The sequence below is a fragment of the Rhodococcus sp. NPDC059969 genome, assembly GCF_042738325.1.
In the GTDB taxonomy this organism is placed as follows: domain Bacteria; phylum Actinomycetota; class Actinomycetes; order Mycobacteriales; family Mycobacteriaceae; genus Rhodococcus_F.
In genome coordinates this window covers 45,951-62,409 of sequence record NZ_JBHWUF010000018.1, presented here as the reverse complement: position 1 = coordinate 62,409, position 16,459 = coordinate 45,951, and the positions used below count along the sequence as shown (strand labels likewise).

Annotated in this window: 13 protein-coding genes; 6 read left to right on the top strand and 7 right to left on the bottom strand. The window is 63.9% G+C overall.

The genetic code is table 11. The features are described from left to right. Window positions 1–168: 168 nt before the first annotated feature. Both ACFWAD_RS29305 and ACFWAD_RS29300 read right to left on the bottom strand, forming a co-directional pair. Window positions 169–795: a dihydrofolate reductase family protein gene (locus ACFWAD_RS29305; protein WP_378550237.1), complete on the bottom strand. Its 627-nt coding sequence runs from the start codon at window positions 793–795 to the stop codon at window positions 169–171. 183 nt (window positions 796–978) lie between these two features. Continuing rightward, window positions 979–2,571, bottom strand: a complete 1,593-nt coding sequence (locus tag ACFWAD_RS29300) for an adenylate/guanylate cyclase domain-containing protein (protein WP_378550234.1) — start codon at window positions 2,569–2,571, stop codon at window positions 979–981. 42 nt (window positions 2,572–2,613) lie between these two features. On the opposite strand from ACFWAD_RS29300, the gene nucS reads away from it, so the two are divergent. Together nucS and ACFWAD_RS29290 are read left to right on the top strand one after the other, a co-directional pair. Continuing rightward, complete coding sequence (gene nucS / locus ACFWAD_RS29295; protein WP_064444085.1) at window positions 2,614–3,288, top strand: endonuclease NucS; 675 nt, start codon at window positions 2,614–2,616, stop codon at window positions 3,286–3,288. A 19-nt stretch (window positions 3,289–3,307) separates the two neighbouring features. Beyond that, window positions 3,308–3,652: an ATP/GTP-binding protein gene (locus ACFWAD_RS29290; protein ID WP_378537840.1), complete on the top strand. Its 345-nt coding sequence runs from the start codon at window positions 3,308–3,310 to the stop codon at window positions 3,650–3,652. A gap of 7 nt (window positions 3,653–3,659) precedes the next feature. Here ACFWAD_RS29290 and ACFWAD_RS29285 read toward each other — a convergent pair whose 3' ends face one another. Both ACFWAD_RS29285 and mce read right to left on the bottom strand, forming a co-directional pair. Further along, window positions 3,660–4,703 carry a hypothetical protein gene (locus tag ACFWAD_RS29285; RefSeq protein ID WP_214890771.1) on the bottom strand — a complete coding sequence of 348 codons (1,044 nt, stop codon included), beginning with the start codon at window positions 4,701–4,703 and terminating at the stop codon, window positions 3,660–3,662. A gap of 40 nt (window positions 4,704–4,743) precedes the next feature. Then, complete coding sequence (gene mce / locus ACFWAD_RS29280; protein WP_037131968.1) at window positions 4,744–5,217, bottom strand: methylmalonyl-CoA epimerase; 474 nt, start codon at window positions 5,215–5,217, stop codon at window positions 4,744–4,746. A 107-nt stretch (window positions 5,218–5,324) separates the two neighbouring features. Between mce and ACFWAD_RS29275 the strand changes: the two genes are divergently transcribed. From ACFWAD_RS29275 to ACFWAD_RS29265, 3 genes are all read left to right on the top strand, one after another. Further along, window positions 5,325–6,518, top strand: a complete 1,194-nt coding sequence (locus ACFWAD_RS29275; RefSeq protein WP_378550231.1) for an acetyl-CoA C-acetyltransferase — start codon at window positions 5,325–5,327, stop codon at window positions 6,516–6,518. A gap of 100 nt (window positions 6,519–6,618) precedes the next feature. Further along, a complete protein-coding gene (locus tag ACFWAD_RS29270; protein WP_230814089.1) occupies window positions 6,619–6,981 on the top strand; it encodes a DUF3817 domain-containing protein in 363 nt (120 codons plus the stop codon). A gap of 105 nt (window positions 6,982–7,086) precedes the next feature. Beyond that, complete coding sequence (locus tag ACFWAD_RS29265) at window positions 7,087–7,983, top strand: co-chaperone YbbN (protein WP_378550250.1); 897 nt, start codon at window positions 7,087–7,089, stop codon at window positions 7,981–7,983. A 16-nt stretch (window positions 7,984–7,999) separates the two neighbouring features. Here ACFWAD_RS29265 and ACFWAD_RS29260 read toward each other — a convergent pair whose 3' ends face one another. Genes ACFWAD_RS29260 through ACFWAD_RS29250 form a run of 3 tightly spaced genes read right to left on the bottom strand, consistent with a single transcriptional unit; the run spans window position 8,000 to window position 13,673 of the window. Then, window positions 8,000–9,448: a neutral zinc metallopeptidase gene (locus tag ACFWAD_RS29260; protein ID WP_378550228.1), complete on the bottom strand. Its 1,449-nt coding sequence runs from the start codon at window positions 9,446–9,448 to the stop codon at window positions 8,000–8,002. After that, window positions 9,448–11,649 carry a 1,4-alpha-glucan branching protein GlgB gene (glgB, locus tag ACFWAD_RS29255; protein ID WP_378550225.1) on the bottom strand — a complete coding sequence of 734 codons (2,202 nt, stop codon included), beginning with the start codon at window positions 11,647–11,649 and terminating at the stop codon, window positions 9,448–9,450. Before glgB ends, ACFWAD_RS29260 begins: the two co-directional genes overlap by 1 nt. After that, window positions 11,649–13,673, bottom strand: coding sequence for a maltotransferase domain-containing protein (locus tag ACFWAD_RS29250; protein WP_378550222.1), 2,025 nt, complete (start codon window positions 13,671–13,673; stop codon window positions 11,649–11,651). The genes glgB and ACFWAD_RS29250 overlap by 1 nt, the downstream gene beginning before the upstream one ends. Before the next feature lie 177 nt (window positions 13,674–13,850). On the opposite strand from ACFWAD_RS29250, the gene glgP reads away from it, so the two are divergent. Beyond that, the gene (glgP, locus tag ACFWAD_RS29245) at window positions 13,851–16,451 is read left to right on the top strand and encodes an alpha-glucan family phosphorylase (RefSeq protein ID WP_378550219.1); all 2,601 of its coding nucleotides are present in this window, start codon (window positions 13,851–13,853) and stop codon (window positions 16,449–16,451) included. The last annotated feature ends 8 nt before the right edge of the window (window positions 16,452–16,459 follow it).

Here is a 16,459-nt window from a genome sequence, read left to right as displayed (position 1 = left end):
CAACTCAACGACCGACCTCGTCAAACACTAGGCTGGAAAACACCCGCACAAGTGTTCAACGAGACGGTCGTTGCATCCACCAGTTGAAACCGCCCTAACGAGATGAACGGTACGTTCACACCATTAGGGGCGGGGGCACGACTGAGGACGACAGGCGCTTTGCCCGGATCAGTCGATGCCGTCGGCGGTGGCTGTTGCATACTTCGGCCGGCCGGTAGGCAGATACCGCTGAATCGTCACACCCTTTGGAGTGGCCCGCGATTCGGCCAGCTCGAGTGCGATGTCAGGTCCGGAGTCGGGAAAGAGTCGCGTGCCCTGGCCTAGGACCACCGGCGCGATCAGCAGGATCATCTCGTCGACGAGATTGTTCGCGAGAAGCCAGCGGCACAAGTTGCCACTGCCGTGCACCTGAAGCTCACCGCCGGGTCTGGCTTTCAGTTCGCCGATCGCGGTGGCGGTGTCGCCTGTGAGCGCGGTCGTGTTCTTCCATTGTGGATCGGTCAGCGTCGTCGACGCCAAATACTTCGGCCGCGAATTCAAGGCGCTGGCAATGGGGTTGACCTCCGGATTCTCGAACGCGCCCCAATAGTCGGCGAAGATGTCGTACGTGCGTCGGCCGAACAGGAACGCGTCAGCACGCTGGTAGACCTGTACGAGGAAAGTCATCGCTTCGGTGTCCACCAACGGCGCGGACCACCCGCCGCGCTCGAATCCACCACGCCGATCTTCGTCCGGCCCACCGAGTCCTTGCATCACCCCGTCGAGAGTGACGATGGTAAAGGTCGTCAGTTTCATAGTCGTACCCATCTCCCAGGCGTCGTCGGATTTCCGCTGTTCCGATATAGACCGACGAGAAGTGGGAAAGTCATCGAGCGAACGTGGCGTTCGTCGCCTTGGATCGACCGAAAGTGCCGTTCGCTCAGGGCAGGGCAGGGCAGGGCAGGGCAGGGCAGGGGTGGGCAGGGGTGGGGTTGGAGGTCAGGGCCGAACGGGGACCGAGTCTGCGGGAGCGGCCTCGGACTCCAGGGCGTCGCAAGGAATCGCGAGCTCGGTCTGTTCGAGACGGCCACGAAGGGTGATGTTCTCGGTGATCGACCAGTGGACAGCTTCGGCGCTGTCAGCGGCAGCCACAGCCCGTCCGGATGCGGCGAGGTTACCCGGAACCGTCTTGGCGACTTCCGACAGGCGCGCTGCTTCGTTGACCGGATCACCGATGACGGTGTACTCGAATCTTTCTCGCGCACCGACGTTTCCGGCAACGGCAATACCCGCAGCGACGCCGATTCCCGCGCTTACTTCCGGAACTTCGGCACGCAGGCGCTGTTGAATCTTGCGGGCGGCGGCAAGTGCACTGCCGGCATGATCGTCGAGTGTTGTCGGCGCTCCGAAGATCGCCAGCGCTGCGTCGCCCTCGAACTTGTTGACGAATCCACCGTGAGCATCGACCTCGTCGACGATGACGTCGAAGAATCGGTTGAGTAGAGCGACCACCGCGGTCGGGGAGTTGGTGGCCGCGATGGTGGTCGAACCGATGACGTCGACGAAGAGAACGGCAACGTCACGTTCTTCCCCGCCGAGCTCCGGGTTGCGGCGGACCGCGTTTGCGGCAACCTCGTGTCCGACGTGGCGCCCGAAGAGGTCGCGAATTCGCTCTCGTTCGCGCAGACCCTCGGCCATGCGATTGAAGCCCGTCTGCAGCAGCCCCAGCTCCGTTCCGTCGTACACGACGACGGACGCGGTGAGGTCACCACGGGTGACTTGTTCCATGCCTCGTCGCACAGACCGAATGGGAGCCGCGGCGGACCGAATGTTGATGTACGTCAGCCCGAGTCCGACGCACAGCGTGATCCCGCCGATGACGAGGATCGCGGTCGCGAGTGCTTGCCACGAAGCGGGTCGGATGAAGCTGAAGACCGCTACGAGCATCAAGCCAGTGACGGGGACTCCGCTTCCGAGCAGCCAGACGAGGATTGTCCGGCCGGTCAGTCCGAGAACGGCAGCCTTGCGGGGTGCTCCGGATTCGAGTGCACGCGCAGCAATCGGGCGGAGTGCGAACTCGCTGAGTAGGTAGCAGAAGGCACATGTGGTGATACCGCTGAAAGCCACGGTGAACAGAACTTTCGGAATGGTGTCGGGGTCGACGATTCCGTACATGGTCGTGAAGGTGATGAGCGCGGACGTCCACAGGACGGCTTGCACTCGGGTCAGTCGCCACGGCCCGCGCAGCGCCGCGCGTTGATTCTGCTCTGTCGGTGGGTGATCCTCGGTGGCCCACCGAAGATCCCGCATCAGCCGTTTGGTGCCCCACAGAAGTCCGATGAGAAAGACACACCCGATGAAGACGGGCACGGCAATGAAGTTGATCCACGCGAATTCGGGGTGGATGATCTCGGGCCCGGGAACCACGAATCCGACGAGCACGATCGCCAGTACCGCTCCGATCAGGTTGGTGACCAGGAGAGGGGCGGTCAGTAGTGCCTGGACGCGGATTCGGCGGCGCCTGGGGCTTTCGTCGGTGGATCCGAGCAGCCACGACCCCAGGGGCGCACTCGGGACACGGCTTCGCTGCATAGTGTGTCGAGAGTAGTCGTAATGATCGCTTAGGGTGGTCCGGTGCGCCTAGTTATTGCTCGTTGCCGTGTCGACTATGTGGGACGCCTGACCTCCCACCTCCCTACCGCAAGACGACTGCTGTTGGTCAAGGCCGACGGCTCGGTCAGCATTCATGCCGACGATCGGGCGTACAAGCCGCTCAACTGGATGAGTCCGCCGTGCTGGTTGGTCGAGACCACCGGAGACGGCGACGACGTCCTGTGGGTCGTCACCAACAAGGCAGGCGAGGAACTTCGGATCACTCTCGAAGAGGTCGAGCACGATTCGTCGTATGAACTCGGTCTCGATCCGGGTTTGATCAAGGACGGTGTCGAGGCACACCTTCAAGAACTTTTGGCGGAGCATGTCGAGACGCTCGGCCCCGGCTACACCCTGGTACGACGCGAGTACATGACGGCCATCGGGCCGGTCGACCTTCTGGTCCGTGACGCGGACGGCGCCTCGGTGGCGGTGGAGATCAAGCGGCGCGGCGAGATCGACGGTGTCGAGCAGTTGACGCGCTACCTGGAGTTGCTCAACCGCGATCCGCTCCTCGCACCGGTCACGGGAGTTTTTGCAGCGCAACAGATCAAGCCGCAGGCAAAGACTTTGGCGAACGATCGTGGAATCCGCTGCCTGGTCCTGGACTACGAGGCCTTGCGCGGCACCGAAAGCACCGAGTTCCGACTCTTCTGACGCTGTTTAGACTCGAACCATGCCGCGCCGCAAACCTTCGCCGAAGCAAACCCGTCGAACGGATCCTCGGCGTACTCAGAACTCGAGCGCTGAGTCGGCGTCACCTAGCGGTGTGTTGTTCGGCGGCGCGCTGGTCCGGGAGGAGCCAGGGCCGGGCGGTGAAATGTACATGGTGCGGCCGATACCCGGCTCCAACGCGACGAAGTTCTACCGGTGCCCCGGCTGTGATCACGACATCAGGCCGGGAGTCGCACACGTGGTGACCTGGCCTTCGGAACCGGGCGGAGCGAACGAGCGTCGGCACTGGCACACCGGGTGCTGGTCAGGCCGCGGAACTCGCAGCCTGACCAGACGGTGGTCCTGAGCGTCGTTCAGTTCCTGGACTGGGCTCGCTGCTCGACGGCGCGGGTGTCGATCTCGGCGGTGTTCGTCTCGTCCGAGTCCTCGAGAACGTCGTCTTCGTCGATACTCGGTTCTGCGTCGACCTTATCTGCGTCGGCCTTCTTGTCTTCGATCTCGAGATCTTCCTCGGCTTCGACGATGACCGGAGCAGGCGGTGAATCGAGAAGTTCGCTCTCGCGATTGACCGATGCGAGCATGGCCGGAACCGAATCGAGTTGTCCGCGAATTCCCAAGAGCTGGGCCAGGATTCGGCCGCGGAGAACGCGCAGTTCTTCAGTGAGTTCCTTCGCGTGAGCGATCTTGCGCTCGGATTGATCCGTCGCGGCTTGCAGCCTGCGCTGAGCTTCGTGCGACGCATCGGCGAGTCGACGCTCGGCCTCTGCCTTGCTCGACGACTCCAATTCGTTGACGGCGGCGACGACCTTGGCGCGGCGCTCCGACATCGAGATGTCGAAGTCTTCGCGGATCTGAGTGCGCTTGGCTTCGGACTCGGCAGCCAGTCGATCCCGCTCGGCCTGTGCAGCTTCGACGATCCGGGCGGCTTCGGTACGGGCCTGCGCCATGGTCTGCTCGTGCATGGTTTCCATCGCATTGCGACGGTCCTCGAGCTCGGCGATCAACGACTCGTAGTGCCCACGTAGGCGGGCGCCGTCCTGTTCGGCGATGGAGGTCATCTCGGCTGCGTCGGCCTCGGCCTTCGCGCGAACCTCCGAAGCTTCGTCGGAGGCAAGGCGGAGCATGCGGCTGATGCGATCGCTCATGCCCTCCGCAGTGGTGGGCGGAACGGAGAGACGGTCGACGTCCTTGCGGAGGTCGTCGATGTCGTCGCGTGCATCGTCGAGCTGCTTGGCAAGATCACGGGCCTGCGCGGCGGCAGCATCACGATCGGCTGCTGTAACGCGCAGCTCCGCGTCGAATCGCTCGAAGTAGTTACGTACCTCGTCACGGTCGTATCCCTTCCGTGCGATCTGGAACGGAAGTTGGATCGAACCGCGGTCCTGCTCGTATGCCATGGCGACAATCTACCTGGCATACGAGCTGGAGTCGGGTCTGCTAGTGGCTCGCGTCGGGTTCGACCAGTTCCACCAGGACGCCGCCGGCGTCCTTCGGGTGAATGAAGTTGATGCGCGAGTTGGCGGTACCGCGTCGGGGAGCGTCGTACAGCAACCGAACCCCGCGGTCGCGAAGCTCGGCGGAGATGGCGTCGATGTCGGTGACTCGGTAAGCAAGCTGCTGGAGTCCGGGGCCGCTTCGGTCGATGAACTTGGCGATGGTCGAGTTCTCGTCCAGCGGCGCGAGCAGCTGAACGGCAGTGGATCCGGCGGGGGAGCCGACGACGGAGAGCATGGCCTCACGCACGCCCTGAGATTCGTTGATTTCCTCGTGGGTCGACACCATGCCCAGGTGCTGCGTGTACCACGCGATTGCCACGTCGAGATCGGGCACCGCGATTCCGACGTGATCGATCGCGACGACGAGGTCGGAGGACAAAGGCGCGAGTGCAGAACTGGGGGAGGTCTGTGTCATACCTTTCACGGTAGCGCTACCGTTTGAGGAGTACACGTCGGGATGTGACTTGGCTCTTAGGCCGCACGGAACCGACGACTATGTCTCTTTTGCAGCCGGAGGAAATCGTGACCAGTTCTGTGATTGTTGCGGGAGCTCGTACCCCGATGGGTCGACTCCTCGGATCGTTGAAAGACCTCTCCGGGTCCGACCTCGGCGGCATCGCCATCAAAGGCGCCCTCGACAAGTCCGGAGTCGCACCCGAGCAGGTCGAGTACGTCATCATGGGACAGGTCCTCACCGCCGGCGCCGGCCAGATGCCCGCCCGCCAAGCCGCCGTCGCCGCCGGCATCCCCATGAACGTGCCCGCCCTGAGCATCAACAAAGTGTGCCTGTCCGGCATCGACGCCATCGCCCTCGCCGACCAGATGATCCGCGCCGGCGAATTCGACATCGTCGTCGCCGGCGGGCAGGAATCGATGTCCCGCGCACCCCACATGCTCGAAAAAAGCCGCGAAGGCTTCAAATACGGCGACGTCACGATGCGCGACCACATGGCCTACGACGGCCTCCACGACATCTTCACCGACCAGGCCATGGGCCTGCTCACCGAACAGGTCAACCAACACGAGAGCGCCCACATCACCCGCGCCGAGCAGGACGCCTTCGCCGCCGCCTCACACCAGAACGCGGCCCGCGCCTGGAAAGACGGCTACTTCGACAACGAAGTCGTCCCCGTCTCCATCCCCCAACGCAAGGGCGAGCCGATCGTCTTCGCCCAGGACGAAGGCATCCGCGCCGACACCACCACCGAATCCCTCGGCAAACTGCGTCCCGCGTTCAGCAAGGACGGCACCATCACCGCCGGCTCCGCCTCCCCGATCTCCGACGGCGCCGCCGCCGTCGTGGTGATGAGCAAAGCCAAGGCCGAAGAACTCGGCCTGACCTGGATCGCGGAAATCGGTGCTCACGGCGTCGTCGCCGGACCCGACTCCACCCTCCAGTCCCAGCCCGCCCGGGCCATCGCGAAGGCCTGCGCCAAGGAAGGTATCGACCCCACCGATCTCGACCTCGTCGAAATCAACGAAGCGTTCGCCGCCGTCGGGATCGCCTCCACCCGCGAACTCGGCCTCGACCCCGCCAAGGTCAACGTCAACGGCGGCGCCATCGCCGTCGGACACCCCCTGGGCATGTCCGGTGCCCGCATCGCCCTGCACCTCGCCCTCGAACTGCAACGCCGCGGCGGCGGCATCGGCGCAGCCGCACTCTGCGGCGGCGGCGGACAAGGCGACGCACTCATCATCCGCGTCCCCAAGGCCTGAGTGTCTAAATACACCTGAACCAGCGCTCTCGCTCTGCGACGCCCCGTGGTTTTCCTCACACAACTACGGGGCGTCGTAGTTGTTCGGGCACAATGGCCTCATGGCGAACATCTTTGACGTATCCACTCCCGCGAAACGCTTCCGTCTGGTGGCGTGGTGGGAAGCTGTGACCTGGGCGGCCTTGCTGGTTGCCATGTTCTTCAAGTGGGTTCTCGGACACGAAGAAGCGATTCGCATCCCCGGAATGGTCCACGGCACCGCTGGCTTCCTGGTGTTCATCGTTGTTGCGTTGCTGACCGCGTGGTCGCTCAAGTGGGACATCAAGACGACGATCCTTGCTCTGATCTCGAGCGTTCCGCCGTTCGGCACCGTCATCTTCGAACGCTGGGCAGTGCGAAACGGCAAGCTCGGTGAGCTGTCCACGGAGTTCGAGGCTGCCAAGGGCAACGCGGCGCTCGTCTGAGTGCTGCATCCCTCTACGTAGCTTCGCGCAACTCGTGACAAACTGGGAGTCGTGACTCGACCAGGTTCCAGGCCCCCCGCGCGTTCGTCCGCAGTTGCTGCCGCCATGAGCGGCGCAGTCGACTTGTCCGCCTTCAAAGAGCGGGCCACGGCCCCACCACCGCCGCGTAACACCAGCGGCGACGGGGCCGTTTCTGCTGTCTCCGGGGCAGTGATCGAGGTGACCGAGGAGAACTTCGAAAGCGAAGTCCTGCTCAAGTCGAGCCAGGTCCCGGTCATCGTCAACATCGGTGGCCGCGCATACGAGCCCTCGGTTGTCTTCACCGAAGTTCTCGAATCGTTTGCAGCGCGTGCCGGCGGCAAGTGGATTCTTGCCAACGTCGACGTCGACGTGAGTCCTCGCATCGCGCAGGCTTTCGGCGTCCAGTCGGTGCCGACGGTTGTTGCCGTCGCGGCCGGTCAGCCGTTGGCCGATTTCCAGGGCGCTCAGCCGGAGGCGCAGCTGAGCCAGTGGTTCGACGCAGTGCTCCAAGCTGTCGAGGGCAAGTTGAGCGGTCCTGCCCCCGACGGTGACGAACCGGTGGAGGAGGTCGAGGATCCTCGATTCGTGGCCGCTGAAACCGCGCTGGACGAGGGTGATCTCGACGGTGCCATCGCCGCGTACCAGGTGATTCTCGACGCCGAACCCAACAATGCGGAGGCCAAAAGCGCTGTCCGCCAGGTGAAGTTCATGGCTCGGGTGCAGGGCGTCGACCCCGAGTCGATTGCGGCCGCGGATGCTGATCCGTCCAATCTCGAACTGCAGTTCGCAGCGGCCGATCTGGAAATGTTCGCGCAGCAACCCGAGGCGTCGTTCGCCCGCTTGATCTCGGTGGTCTCGCGAACTGCCGGCGATGACAAGGCCGCAGCTCGCACGCACCTACTCGAACTGTTCGAACTGTTCGACCCGGCAGAACCGATCGTCATCGCGGCCCGCCGTAAGTTGGCTTCCGCTCTCTACTGAAGTGGACCGGCAGCCGCTACTCCGTGTAGCGGCTGTCGCACACTTCCCGGCCACCGAGCACGCCGGTCCGGAACGCGTCGACGCGCGCAAACCCGCTCGGAACCGTCTCGCCGTTGACGTCACTGGCGGCGAGGCCGTCGGTCAGCAGTCCTGATACGGCTTCGTCGAGGTCGCCAGGGGAGAGCGTGACCTGAGCTCCGGATGCCGCGGCGTTGGTGGGGCTGAGCGCTGCGGTGATGACGCCGGACAGGCACGCGGCGCGCAAGGCGGTCTGCGGGGTGTCGAGTGATTGGCCGTTCTCCTTCTGCATCGCGAGGGTGTATCGCGACGCGAGCAGGACGTAGGCGTTGTAGTCGCCGGTGATGTTGGTCTGGATCAACTCGCGTCGTCCGACGCGGCCAGGCGTGCCGCGCTCGGCAAGTTCGTCGACGCTGATTCCGATGGTGTTCGTCGACGGGCAGTACGAGACAGGTTCGGTTGCAACAGCGTCGCTGCACCCGGTGTCTGCGCCGGTGAACACGACCTTCGGCGGCTCGGGTAGATCGAAGATCGCTTGGAAGGTCTTCACGAACTCGTCGAGGGTTGCCTCGGTGACCGGCAGTTCTCCGGAATCGTTGCCTTCGGCGAACTGCTGCGGGAGGTCTGCGCGTCGTGACTCGATCTCGTCGGCGTCCATTTTCGCGCAGGCGCCGGCGCCGTCGGTGAATCCGATCTGAGTGGCGGTGACGCGCTCGAAAGCCGAACCATGGTGGCTCTCAGGATCATTGGGGTCTTCGTCGCGGATGGCGACGGCCGAGGCCAACACCTTGTTGAGACCGTCGGAGGTGTTCATGGTGAAGTGTGCGGCCTTGTCCTCGGCGACGTGCCGCAAGAACGCTCCACCGAAACAGTCGGCTTGTTGTTCGCGCACCAGGGCGGCATCTCGTTTACCGCCGACGATCCCGGCTTTGCGCTGAACGGCGTGGCCGTACTCGTGCGCGAAGATGAAGGCAACGGCCACTTCACCGAACTTCTCGCGTACCTCGGGCAGCAGCAGTTCGCGATCCCAGCCGATGGTGTGATCGATGCTGCAATACCCGGCGTTGATGAGTTCTTCGGTGGTCTCTTCACAGAAGTCCGGGCCGTTCGATTCGGTGGGGTCCCACGAGATCAGCTCGTCCACCGGTTCGAAGGGCTTGTCGAACAGAGCCGGGTACTCGGCGGCCCAGTAGGTTTCGATGTCGGTGATGGCGTTGGCTGCCAGGGCGTCGATGTCCCCGCCGTCGGTGCCGGTGATCGCTCGGTCGGCATTGGGGGCTCCCGGGCGCAACCCACTCGGTCCCGCTGTTGCGTCGAGTCCGGCGACGCGGAACGGATCGTGATAGATCGAGACGGCGTGGCCACTCGTACCGTGGGCACAACCGGCGAGCAGTGCGGCCACTGCCAACAGTGACGACGTGACAATGACTACTCGCCGGCCGACCATCAACGCTCCAGACTTATCCAAATCGCTCCAGCAGCTGGCAGCGCCACCTGTGCGGAGGCTGGCCGACCGTGCCACGAACGCGACGTTGCCGTGACCGCTCCGAGGTTCCCGACTCCGGAGCCGCCGTACACCTCGGCATCGGTGTTGAGAATTTCCACCCATCGGCCGGGCTCTGGTAGCCCGACGCGGTAGCTCGAGTGTTCGCTGCCCGAGAAGTTGAACAGGCAGGCGACAATCGAACCGTCAGTACCGTAACGCAGAAAACTGAGGACGTTGTTCTCGGTGTCGTTGGCGTCGATCCAGGAGTATCCGCCGGGGGAGGTGTCGAGTGTCCACATGGCCGGATGGCGTCGGTACGCGGAGTTGAGATCGCCGACCAGTCGCTGGACGCCGCGATGGAGAGTGCCTGTGTACTGATCGTCGAGCTGCCACCAGTCGAGGCCGCGTTCTTCGGACCATTCCGCGCTCTGGCCGAACTCCTGTCCCATGAACAGCAGTTGCTTGCCAGGATGCGCCCACATGTACGCGAGCAGTGAGCGCAGGCCGGCCGCCTTGGCGAAGTCGTTGCCGGGCATCCGGGTCCACAGAGTTCCCTTGCCGTGCACCACTTCGTCATGGCTGATCGGTAGCAGGTAGTTCTCACTCCACGCGTACATCAGCGAGAACGTGATCTCGTGATGGTGGTAGGTCCGGTGCACCGGGTCGTGACCGAGGAACCCGAGGGTGTCGTGCATCCACCCCATGTTCCACTTCATGTTGAAGCCGAGGCCGCCGACATTGGTTGCCCGTGTGACTCCAGGCCACGCCGTCGACTCCTCGGCGACGGTAACGACTCCTCGATGATTCTTGTGGACAGTTGCGTTCATCTCCTGCAGGAACGCAACGGCTTCGAGATTCTCGCGGCCACCGTGAATGTTGGGAGTCCATCCACCTTCCGGACGTGAGTAGTCCAGGTACAGCATCGATGCGACGGCGTCGACGCGCAGTCCGTCGATATGGAACTCCTCGAGCCAGAACAATGCGTTGGCGACGAGGAAGTTCCGGACCTCGCGACGTCCGAAGTCGAATACGTATGTGCCCCAGTCTAACTGCTCGCCGCGACGCGGATCGGCGTGCTCGTACAGGGGAGTTCCGTCGAAACGAGCCAGGGCCCATTCGTCTTTGGGGAAGTGTGCAGGCACCCAGTCGACGATGACGCCTATCCCTGCGGCGTGCAAGTGGTCGACGAACCAGCGGAAGTCATCCGGGGTGCCGAAGCGGGAGGTCGGTGCGTAGTACGAGGTGACCTGGTATCCCCACGATCCACCGAACGGATGCTCGGAGACGGGTAGCAGTTCGACGTGGGTGAATCCGGTCTCGGTGACGTAGACGGCGAGTTGCTCGGCCATCTGCCGATAGTCGAGTCCCGGACGCCACGATCCGAGGTGCACCTCGTACACGCTCATCGGGGACTGCGAAGGATCGACACCGGCGCGGGTTTCCAGCCAGGCCGCGTCGTTCCACACATGGGAACTGGTGGTCACCCGCGACGCCGTCGCCGGCGGGACCTCGGTACCGAACGCCATGGGATCGGCCTTGTCGCGAACCGAGCCGTCGTGACCGTGGACCCGGAACTTGTACAGCGAACCGACTGCGATGTCGGGCAGGAAGATTTCCCAGACTCCGGTGGAACCGAGGACTCGCATGGGGGCGAATTGCCCACTCCACCCGTCGAAGTCGCCGACGACGGTCACGCCGCGGGCGGCCGGAGCCCAGACGGCGAACGAGGTGCCGTCGACGGGTCCGTCCGGTGTCTCGTAAGAACGCGGATGTGCGCCGAGGATGTCCCACAGTCGTTCGTGCCGACCTTCGCCGAACAGGTGAAGGTCGAGTTCACCGAGAGTCGGCAGGAATCGGTAAGGATCGGCTGCGAGAACCGTGTGGCCACCCGGGTACGTCACGGAATAGCGATAGTCGATCAGGTCGGGGTAGGGGACCAGAGCCGCGAAGATCCCGTTCGAAACATGTTCGAGAGGAAAGGTTTTGCCGCCGATGACGGCGTTGACGGACTCGGCGTTGGGACGCAACGCGCGAAGAACGGTGCCGTCGGCGTGGGGATGGGCGCCGAGGACACTGTGCGGATCGTGATGTTCACCGCGCGCCAACAGTTCCAGATCGTGATTGTCCGGTGCGATACCGGAAGTGGACTTCTCGGTTGACATCACTTGCCTCCACCTGCGCGGTGCGCGTTGCGTGCTTGGTAGGCCAGAGAGATCCGGGCCGGATACGGAACGGGTGGGAGTGCGAGGATGTGCGCCACCGAACGCCAGGGCTCGAGGCGGACGAAATTGGCTTGGCCCCAATTGAACTGCTCACCCGTCACCTCGTCGAGCACGGTCATGTGGTCGTGCCATTCACGTCCGAGTGCCGGCATGTCCAACCAGACTGTGCCCTCTTCTGCCGCGAACGGGTTGAGGTTGATCACCGTCAAGACGGCGTCGCCGGTCGCGGCGTCGAACTTCGAGTAGGCGATCAAAGCGTCGTTGTCGATGTGGTGAAAGTGCAGGTTCCGCAACTGCTGCAGAGCAGGATGCGCACGCCGGATGCGGTTGAGCGCGGTGATCCACGGCTCGAGAGATTCGCCTCGCGCTGCGGCTTCGGCGAAGCGGCGCGGACGAAGTTCGTACTTCTCGGAGTCGAGGTACTCCTCGCTGCCGGGGCGGACCGCTTGATGCTCGTAGAGTTCGTAACCGGAGTAGACGCCCCAGGTCGGCGCCAGGGTGGCGGCGAGAGCTGCTCGTAGCGCGAACATTCCGGGCCCACCGTGCTGGAGGGACTCGTGCAGGATGTCCGGTGTGTTCACGAAGAGGTTCGGTCGGGCTTCGTCGGCCTTTGCCGCCAGCTCGTTGCCGAATTCGGTGAGTTCCCACTTCGCCACTCGCCAGGTGAAGTACGTGTACGACTGGGTGAATCCGCGTCGCGCCAGACCGTACATGCGCGCCGGACGAGTGAATGCCTCAGCGAGGAACAGAACGTCGGGGTCGGTCTTCTTGACCTCCGAGATGAGCGTCTCCCAGAAGTTGGGCGGCTTGGTGTGCGGGTTGTCGACCCGAAAGATCTTGACACCGGCGCTGATCCAGTGTCGGACGACTCGCAGAATTTCCTTGTCCAGGCCGCGAGGATCGGTGTCGAAGTTGATCGGGTAGATGTCCTGATACTTCTTGGGTGGGTTCTCGGCATAGGCGATGGTGCCGTCGGGAAGGACGTTGAACCACTCCGGATGCTTCTTGGCCCACGGATGATCCGGGGCGCACTGCAGCGCGAGATCCAGTGCCACTTCGAGATCCAGCTTGCGGGCCGTGGCGACGAAGGCCTTGAAATCCTTGAGCGTGCCGAGTTGCGGATGGACTGCGTCGTGCCCGCCGTCGACCGAGCCGATGGCCCACGGCGAGCCGACGTCACCGGGTTCGGGGGTGAGGGTGTTGTTGCGTCCCTTGCGGTTGATCTCGCCGATGGGATGGATCGGCGGAAGGTAGACGACGTCGAAACCCATTGCGGCGATGCGAGGCAGATCCTCGGCCGACGTGCCGAACGTCCCGTGTTGCGGCACCCCGTTCTCGTCCCATCCACCGGTCGAACGGGGGAAGAACTCGTACCAGGATCCGAACAGCGCGCGGTTGCGATCGACGACGACGGGGTGAGACTCGCCCTTGGTGACCAGTTCACGGAGCGGTGTGGCGCGGAGCAGTTCGGCCACGTCGGAGGCGAAGGCCGGAGCGACGCGAGCAGTCAGTGCCTGATCGCTGCGCAGCGACGCGGTGACGGCTTCGAGCCTGGACCGGTTGGCCCGCGGCACCTCGTGCGCGGCCTGTTCGAACAGGCGCGCACCGATTTCCAAGTCGTTGGCCAACTCGGCGGCGCCTTGCCCGACGGCCAGTTTTGCTTCCACCGCGTGCTTCCAGGTGGCTATGGGATCGCTCCACGCCTCGATCCGGAACGACCACATGCCTTCGGCGGACGGCGTGAAGACTGCATCGACGGTGTCCGGTTCGGTGCCGGGATCCATCGGAATGCGCAGCGGCTTGGTACCGCGCGGACCACGCACGACAAGAGTGGCGGAAATGGCGTCGTGGCCTTCTCGCCACACGGTGGCGTGCACCGGGAAGACTTCGCCGACCACGGCCTTTGCCGGATAGTTACCCGAGATCTCGGGTACCACGTCGTCGATACCGAGGCGTCCTGACACGGGAAGCTCCATTTCTGATGATGGATCGCGGTAAAACTTTCTTTCGCCGCGTTCAACCGTAGTGGGTGCGGCGCCGGAGTGCTGATAACGACGAATTCGGGTCTGTCGGTGGTCAGGTCGGGTCGGGCATCAAGTTCCACCAGACAGAGTCCGACGAACTCGACTAGGGTTCGCGGGGTGAAAGCCTTGCGTCGGTTCACTGTCCGAGCCCACCTTCCGGAGCGCCTTGCCGCGCTCGGCCCCCTGTCCACCAACCTCCGGTGGTCGTGGCATCCCGAGACACAGGATTTGTTCTCGCGACTCGACCCCGAACTCTGGCAAGCAGTCCAGTTCGATCCGGTCCGCATGCTCGGGGAAGTCGACCCCGCCCGGCTCGACGAACTCAGCAGTGACGAGGCATTCCTCGGTGACCTCGACACTGCAGCAGCCGATCTCGACGCCTACCTGAGCACACCGCGCTGGTATCAGTCCCAGCAGGCCAAGGGCACGTCGCTGGCTGGCGGAATTGCGTACTTCTCCATGGAGTTCGGCGTCAGTGAAGTTCTGCCCAACTACTCGGGCGGATTGGGCATCCTTGCCGGCGATCATCTCAAGGCCGCGTCCGACCTGGGTCTGCCGCTCATCGGCGTCGGATTGCTCTACCGATCCGGCTACTTCCGCCAGTCCCTGACTGCCGACGGTTGGCAGGCCGAGCATTACCCGCCCCATGATCCTCAAGGGTTGCCTCTTCGTTTGCTGACGGACGCAGGCCCGGCTTCCGACGACGGATCGCCGGTCGTCATTCACGCCGCGATGCCCGGTGGACGAGTCCTGCGTGCGCGAGTGTGGATTGCTCAGGTCGGACGAGTGCCGTTGCTGCTGCTCGATTCCGACATCGCCGAGAACGACGCGGACCTGCGCGGCGTCACGGACCGTCTCTACGGCGGGGACCAGGATCACCGCATCAAGCAGGAGATCCTTGCGGGTATCGGCGGCGTCCGCGCGGTGCGTGCCTACACCGCGGCCTACGGATTGCCCGATCCCGAGGTGTTCCACATGAACGAGGGGCACGCCGGATTCCTCGGCATCGAACGGATTCGGGAACTTGTCACCACCAGCGGTCTGGACTTCGATTCGGCTCTGGCCGCGGTTCGCGCCGGAACCGTCTTCACGACGCACACGCCCGTTCCCGCCGGAATCGACCGCTTCCCGTCGGATCTGGTCCGTCACTACTTCGGTGGCGCGAACGGCGAGAACGAATCGACCCTGCTTCCCGGTCTGACCGTCGACCGCATCGTCGGTATGGGGCGCGAATCCGATCCGTCGATCTTCAACATGGCGCACATGGGCCTTCGCCTGGGTCAGCGCGCCAACGGCGTCTCGAAGTTGCACGGCATCGTCAGCCGCGACATGTTCAACGGACTCTGGCCGGGCTTCGACGCCGACGAGGTGCCGATCGGTTCGGTCACCAACGGTGTTCACGCGCCGACGTGGGCGGCGCCGGAGTGGATGGACGTGGCCAGGCGGATCGTCGGTCAGGAGCAACTCGAAGAAGCACGCGGGTGGGAGCGCCTGCACGAGTTGTCGGCCACCGAACTGTGGGAAACACGTAATGCGTTGCGCGGCAAGTTGGTCGACGAGGTGCGTCGTCGCGTCCGCGCGTCGTGGCTCGAACGGGGCGCCACCGAAGCCGAACTCGGCTGGACCGCTGGAGTATTCGATCCGAACGTCTTGACCGTCGGCTTCGCCAGACGCGTTCCGACGTACAAGCGGTTGACGCTGATGCTGCGGGATCCCGAGCGTCTGCGTGCGATGTTGCTCGACGAGAAACGTCCGGTGCAGTTGGTGGTGGCCGGCAAGTCGCACCCCGCCGACGACGGCGGTAAGGCACTCATCCAGCAGGTCGTGCGGTTCGCAGACGAAGCGGATGTGCGTCACCGCATCGTCTTCCTGCCCGATTACGACATGTCGATGGCCCGCTACTTGTACTGGGGCTGCGACGTGTGGCTCAACAACCCGCTTCGCCCACTCGAGGCGTGCGGTACTTCCGGCATGAAATCCGCGCTCAACGGCGGCCTCAACCTCTCCATTCGCGACGGATGGTGGGACGAGATGTACGACGGCGAGAACGGGTGGGCCATTCCGACGGCCGACGGTGTCCTCGACGACGTTCGTCGTGACGATCTGGAAGCCAGCGCACTCTACGAACTTCTCGAGCATGCGGTTCTGCCGACGTTCTACGACCGTGATGCTGCCGAACTGCCGACGCGCTGGGTCGAGAGGGTTCGTCATACCCTCGAGAATCTGGGCCCGAAGGTGTTGGCATCACGCATGGTTCGTGACTACGCGGTCGACTACTACGCGCCTTCGGCGGAATCTGCTCGCGCTGTGGTGGCCGACGATTTTGCCGGCGCCCGTGAGGTGGCCGAGTTCCGTCGCCGTATCGAATCGCAGTGGCCGTCGGTCGCCGTCGAGCAGGTGGACGGTTCCGGTTTGCCGGACACCCCGGAGATCGGTGCGACCATCTCGTTGAAGGCCAAGGTTCGCCTCGGCGGCCTGTCGGTCTCGGATGTCGAGGTCCAGGCGGTCCTCGGGCGCGTGAGCCCGGGCGAGGAACTCACCGACGTGGTGACATTCCCGATGACGCACTTCGGCGCCGAGGACGGAACCGAGATCTTCGAAGCCGAGGTTGCGCTTCCCGTTTCAGGTTCCGTGGGCTACACCGTGCGGGTGCTGCCGCATCACCGGTTGTTGGTCAATGCGTCCGAACTCGGATTGGTGACCACTCCAAACGCCTGACGTAATAC

Excerpts from the sequence above, each read along its gene's own strand:
- ACFWAD_RS29305 (WP_378550237.1), bottom strand. The coding sequence starts at position 795 with ATGAAACTGACGACCTTTACCATCGTCACTCTCGACGGGGTGATGCAA.
- ACFWAD_RS29300 (WP_378550234.1), bottom strand. The coding sequence starts at position 2,571 with ATGCAGCGAAGCCGTGTCCCGAGTGCGCCCCTGGGGTCGTGGCTGCTC.
- ACFWAD_RS29290 (WP_378537840.1), top strand. The coding sequence starts at position 3,308 with ATGCCGCGCCGCAAACCTTCGCCGAAGCAAACCCGTCGAACGGATCCT.
- ACFWAD_RS29285 (WP_214890771.1), bottom strand. The coding sequence starts at position 4,703 with ATGGCATACGAGCAGGACCGCGGTTCGATCCAACTTCCGTTCCAGATC.
- mce (WP_037131968.1), bottom strand. The coding sequence starts at position 5,217 with ATGACACAGACCTCCCCCAGTTCTGCACTCGCGCCTTTGTCCTCCGAC.
- ACFWAD_RS29270 (WP_230814089.1), top strand. The coding sequence starts at position 6,619 with ATGGCGAACATCTTTGACGTATCCACTCCCGCGAAACGCTTCCGTCTG.
- ACFWAD_RS29265 (WP_378550250.1), top strand. The coding sequence starts at position 7,087 with ATGAGCGGCGCAGTCGACTTGTCCGCCTTCAAAGAGCGGGCCACGGCC.
- ACFWAD_RS29260 (WP_378550228.1), bottom strand. The coding sequence starts at position 9,448 with ATGGTCGGCCGGCGAGTAGTCATTGTCACGTCGTCACTGTTGGCAGTG.
- glgB (WP_378550225.1), bottom strand. The coding sequence starts at position 11,649 with ATGTCAACCGAGAAGTCCACTTCCGGTATCGCACCGGACAATCACGAT.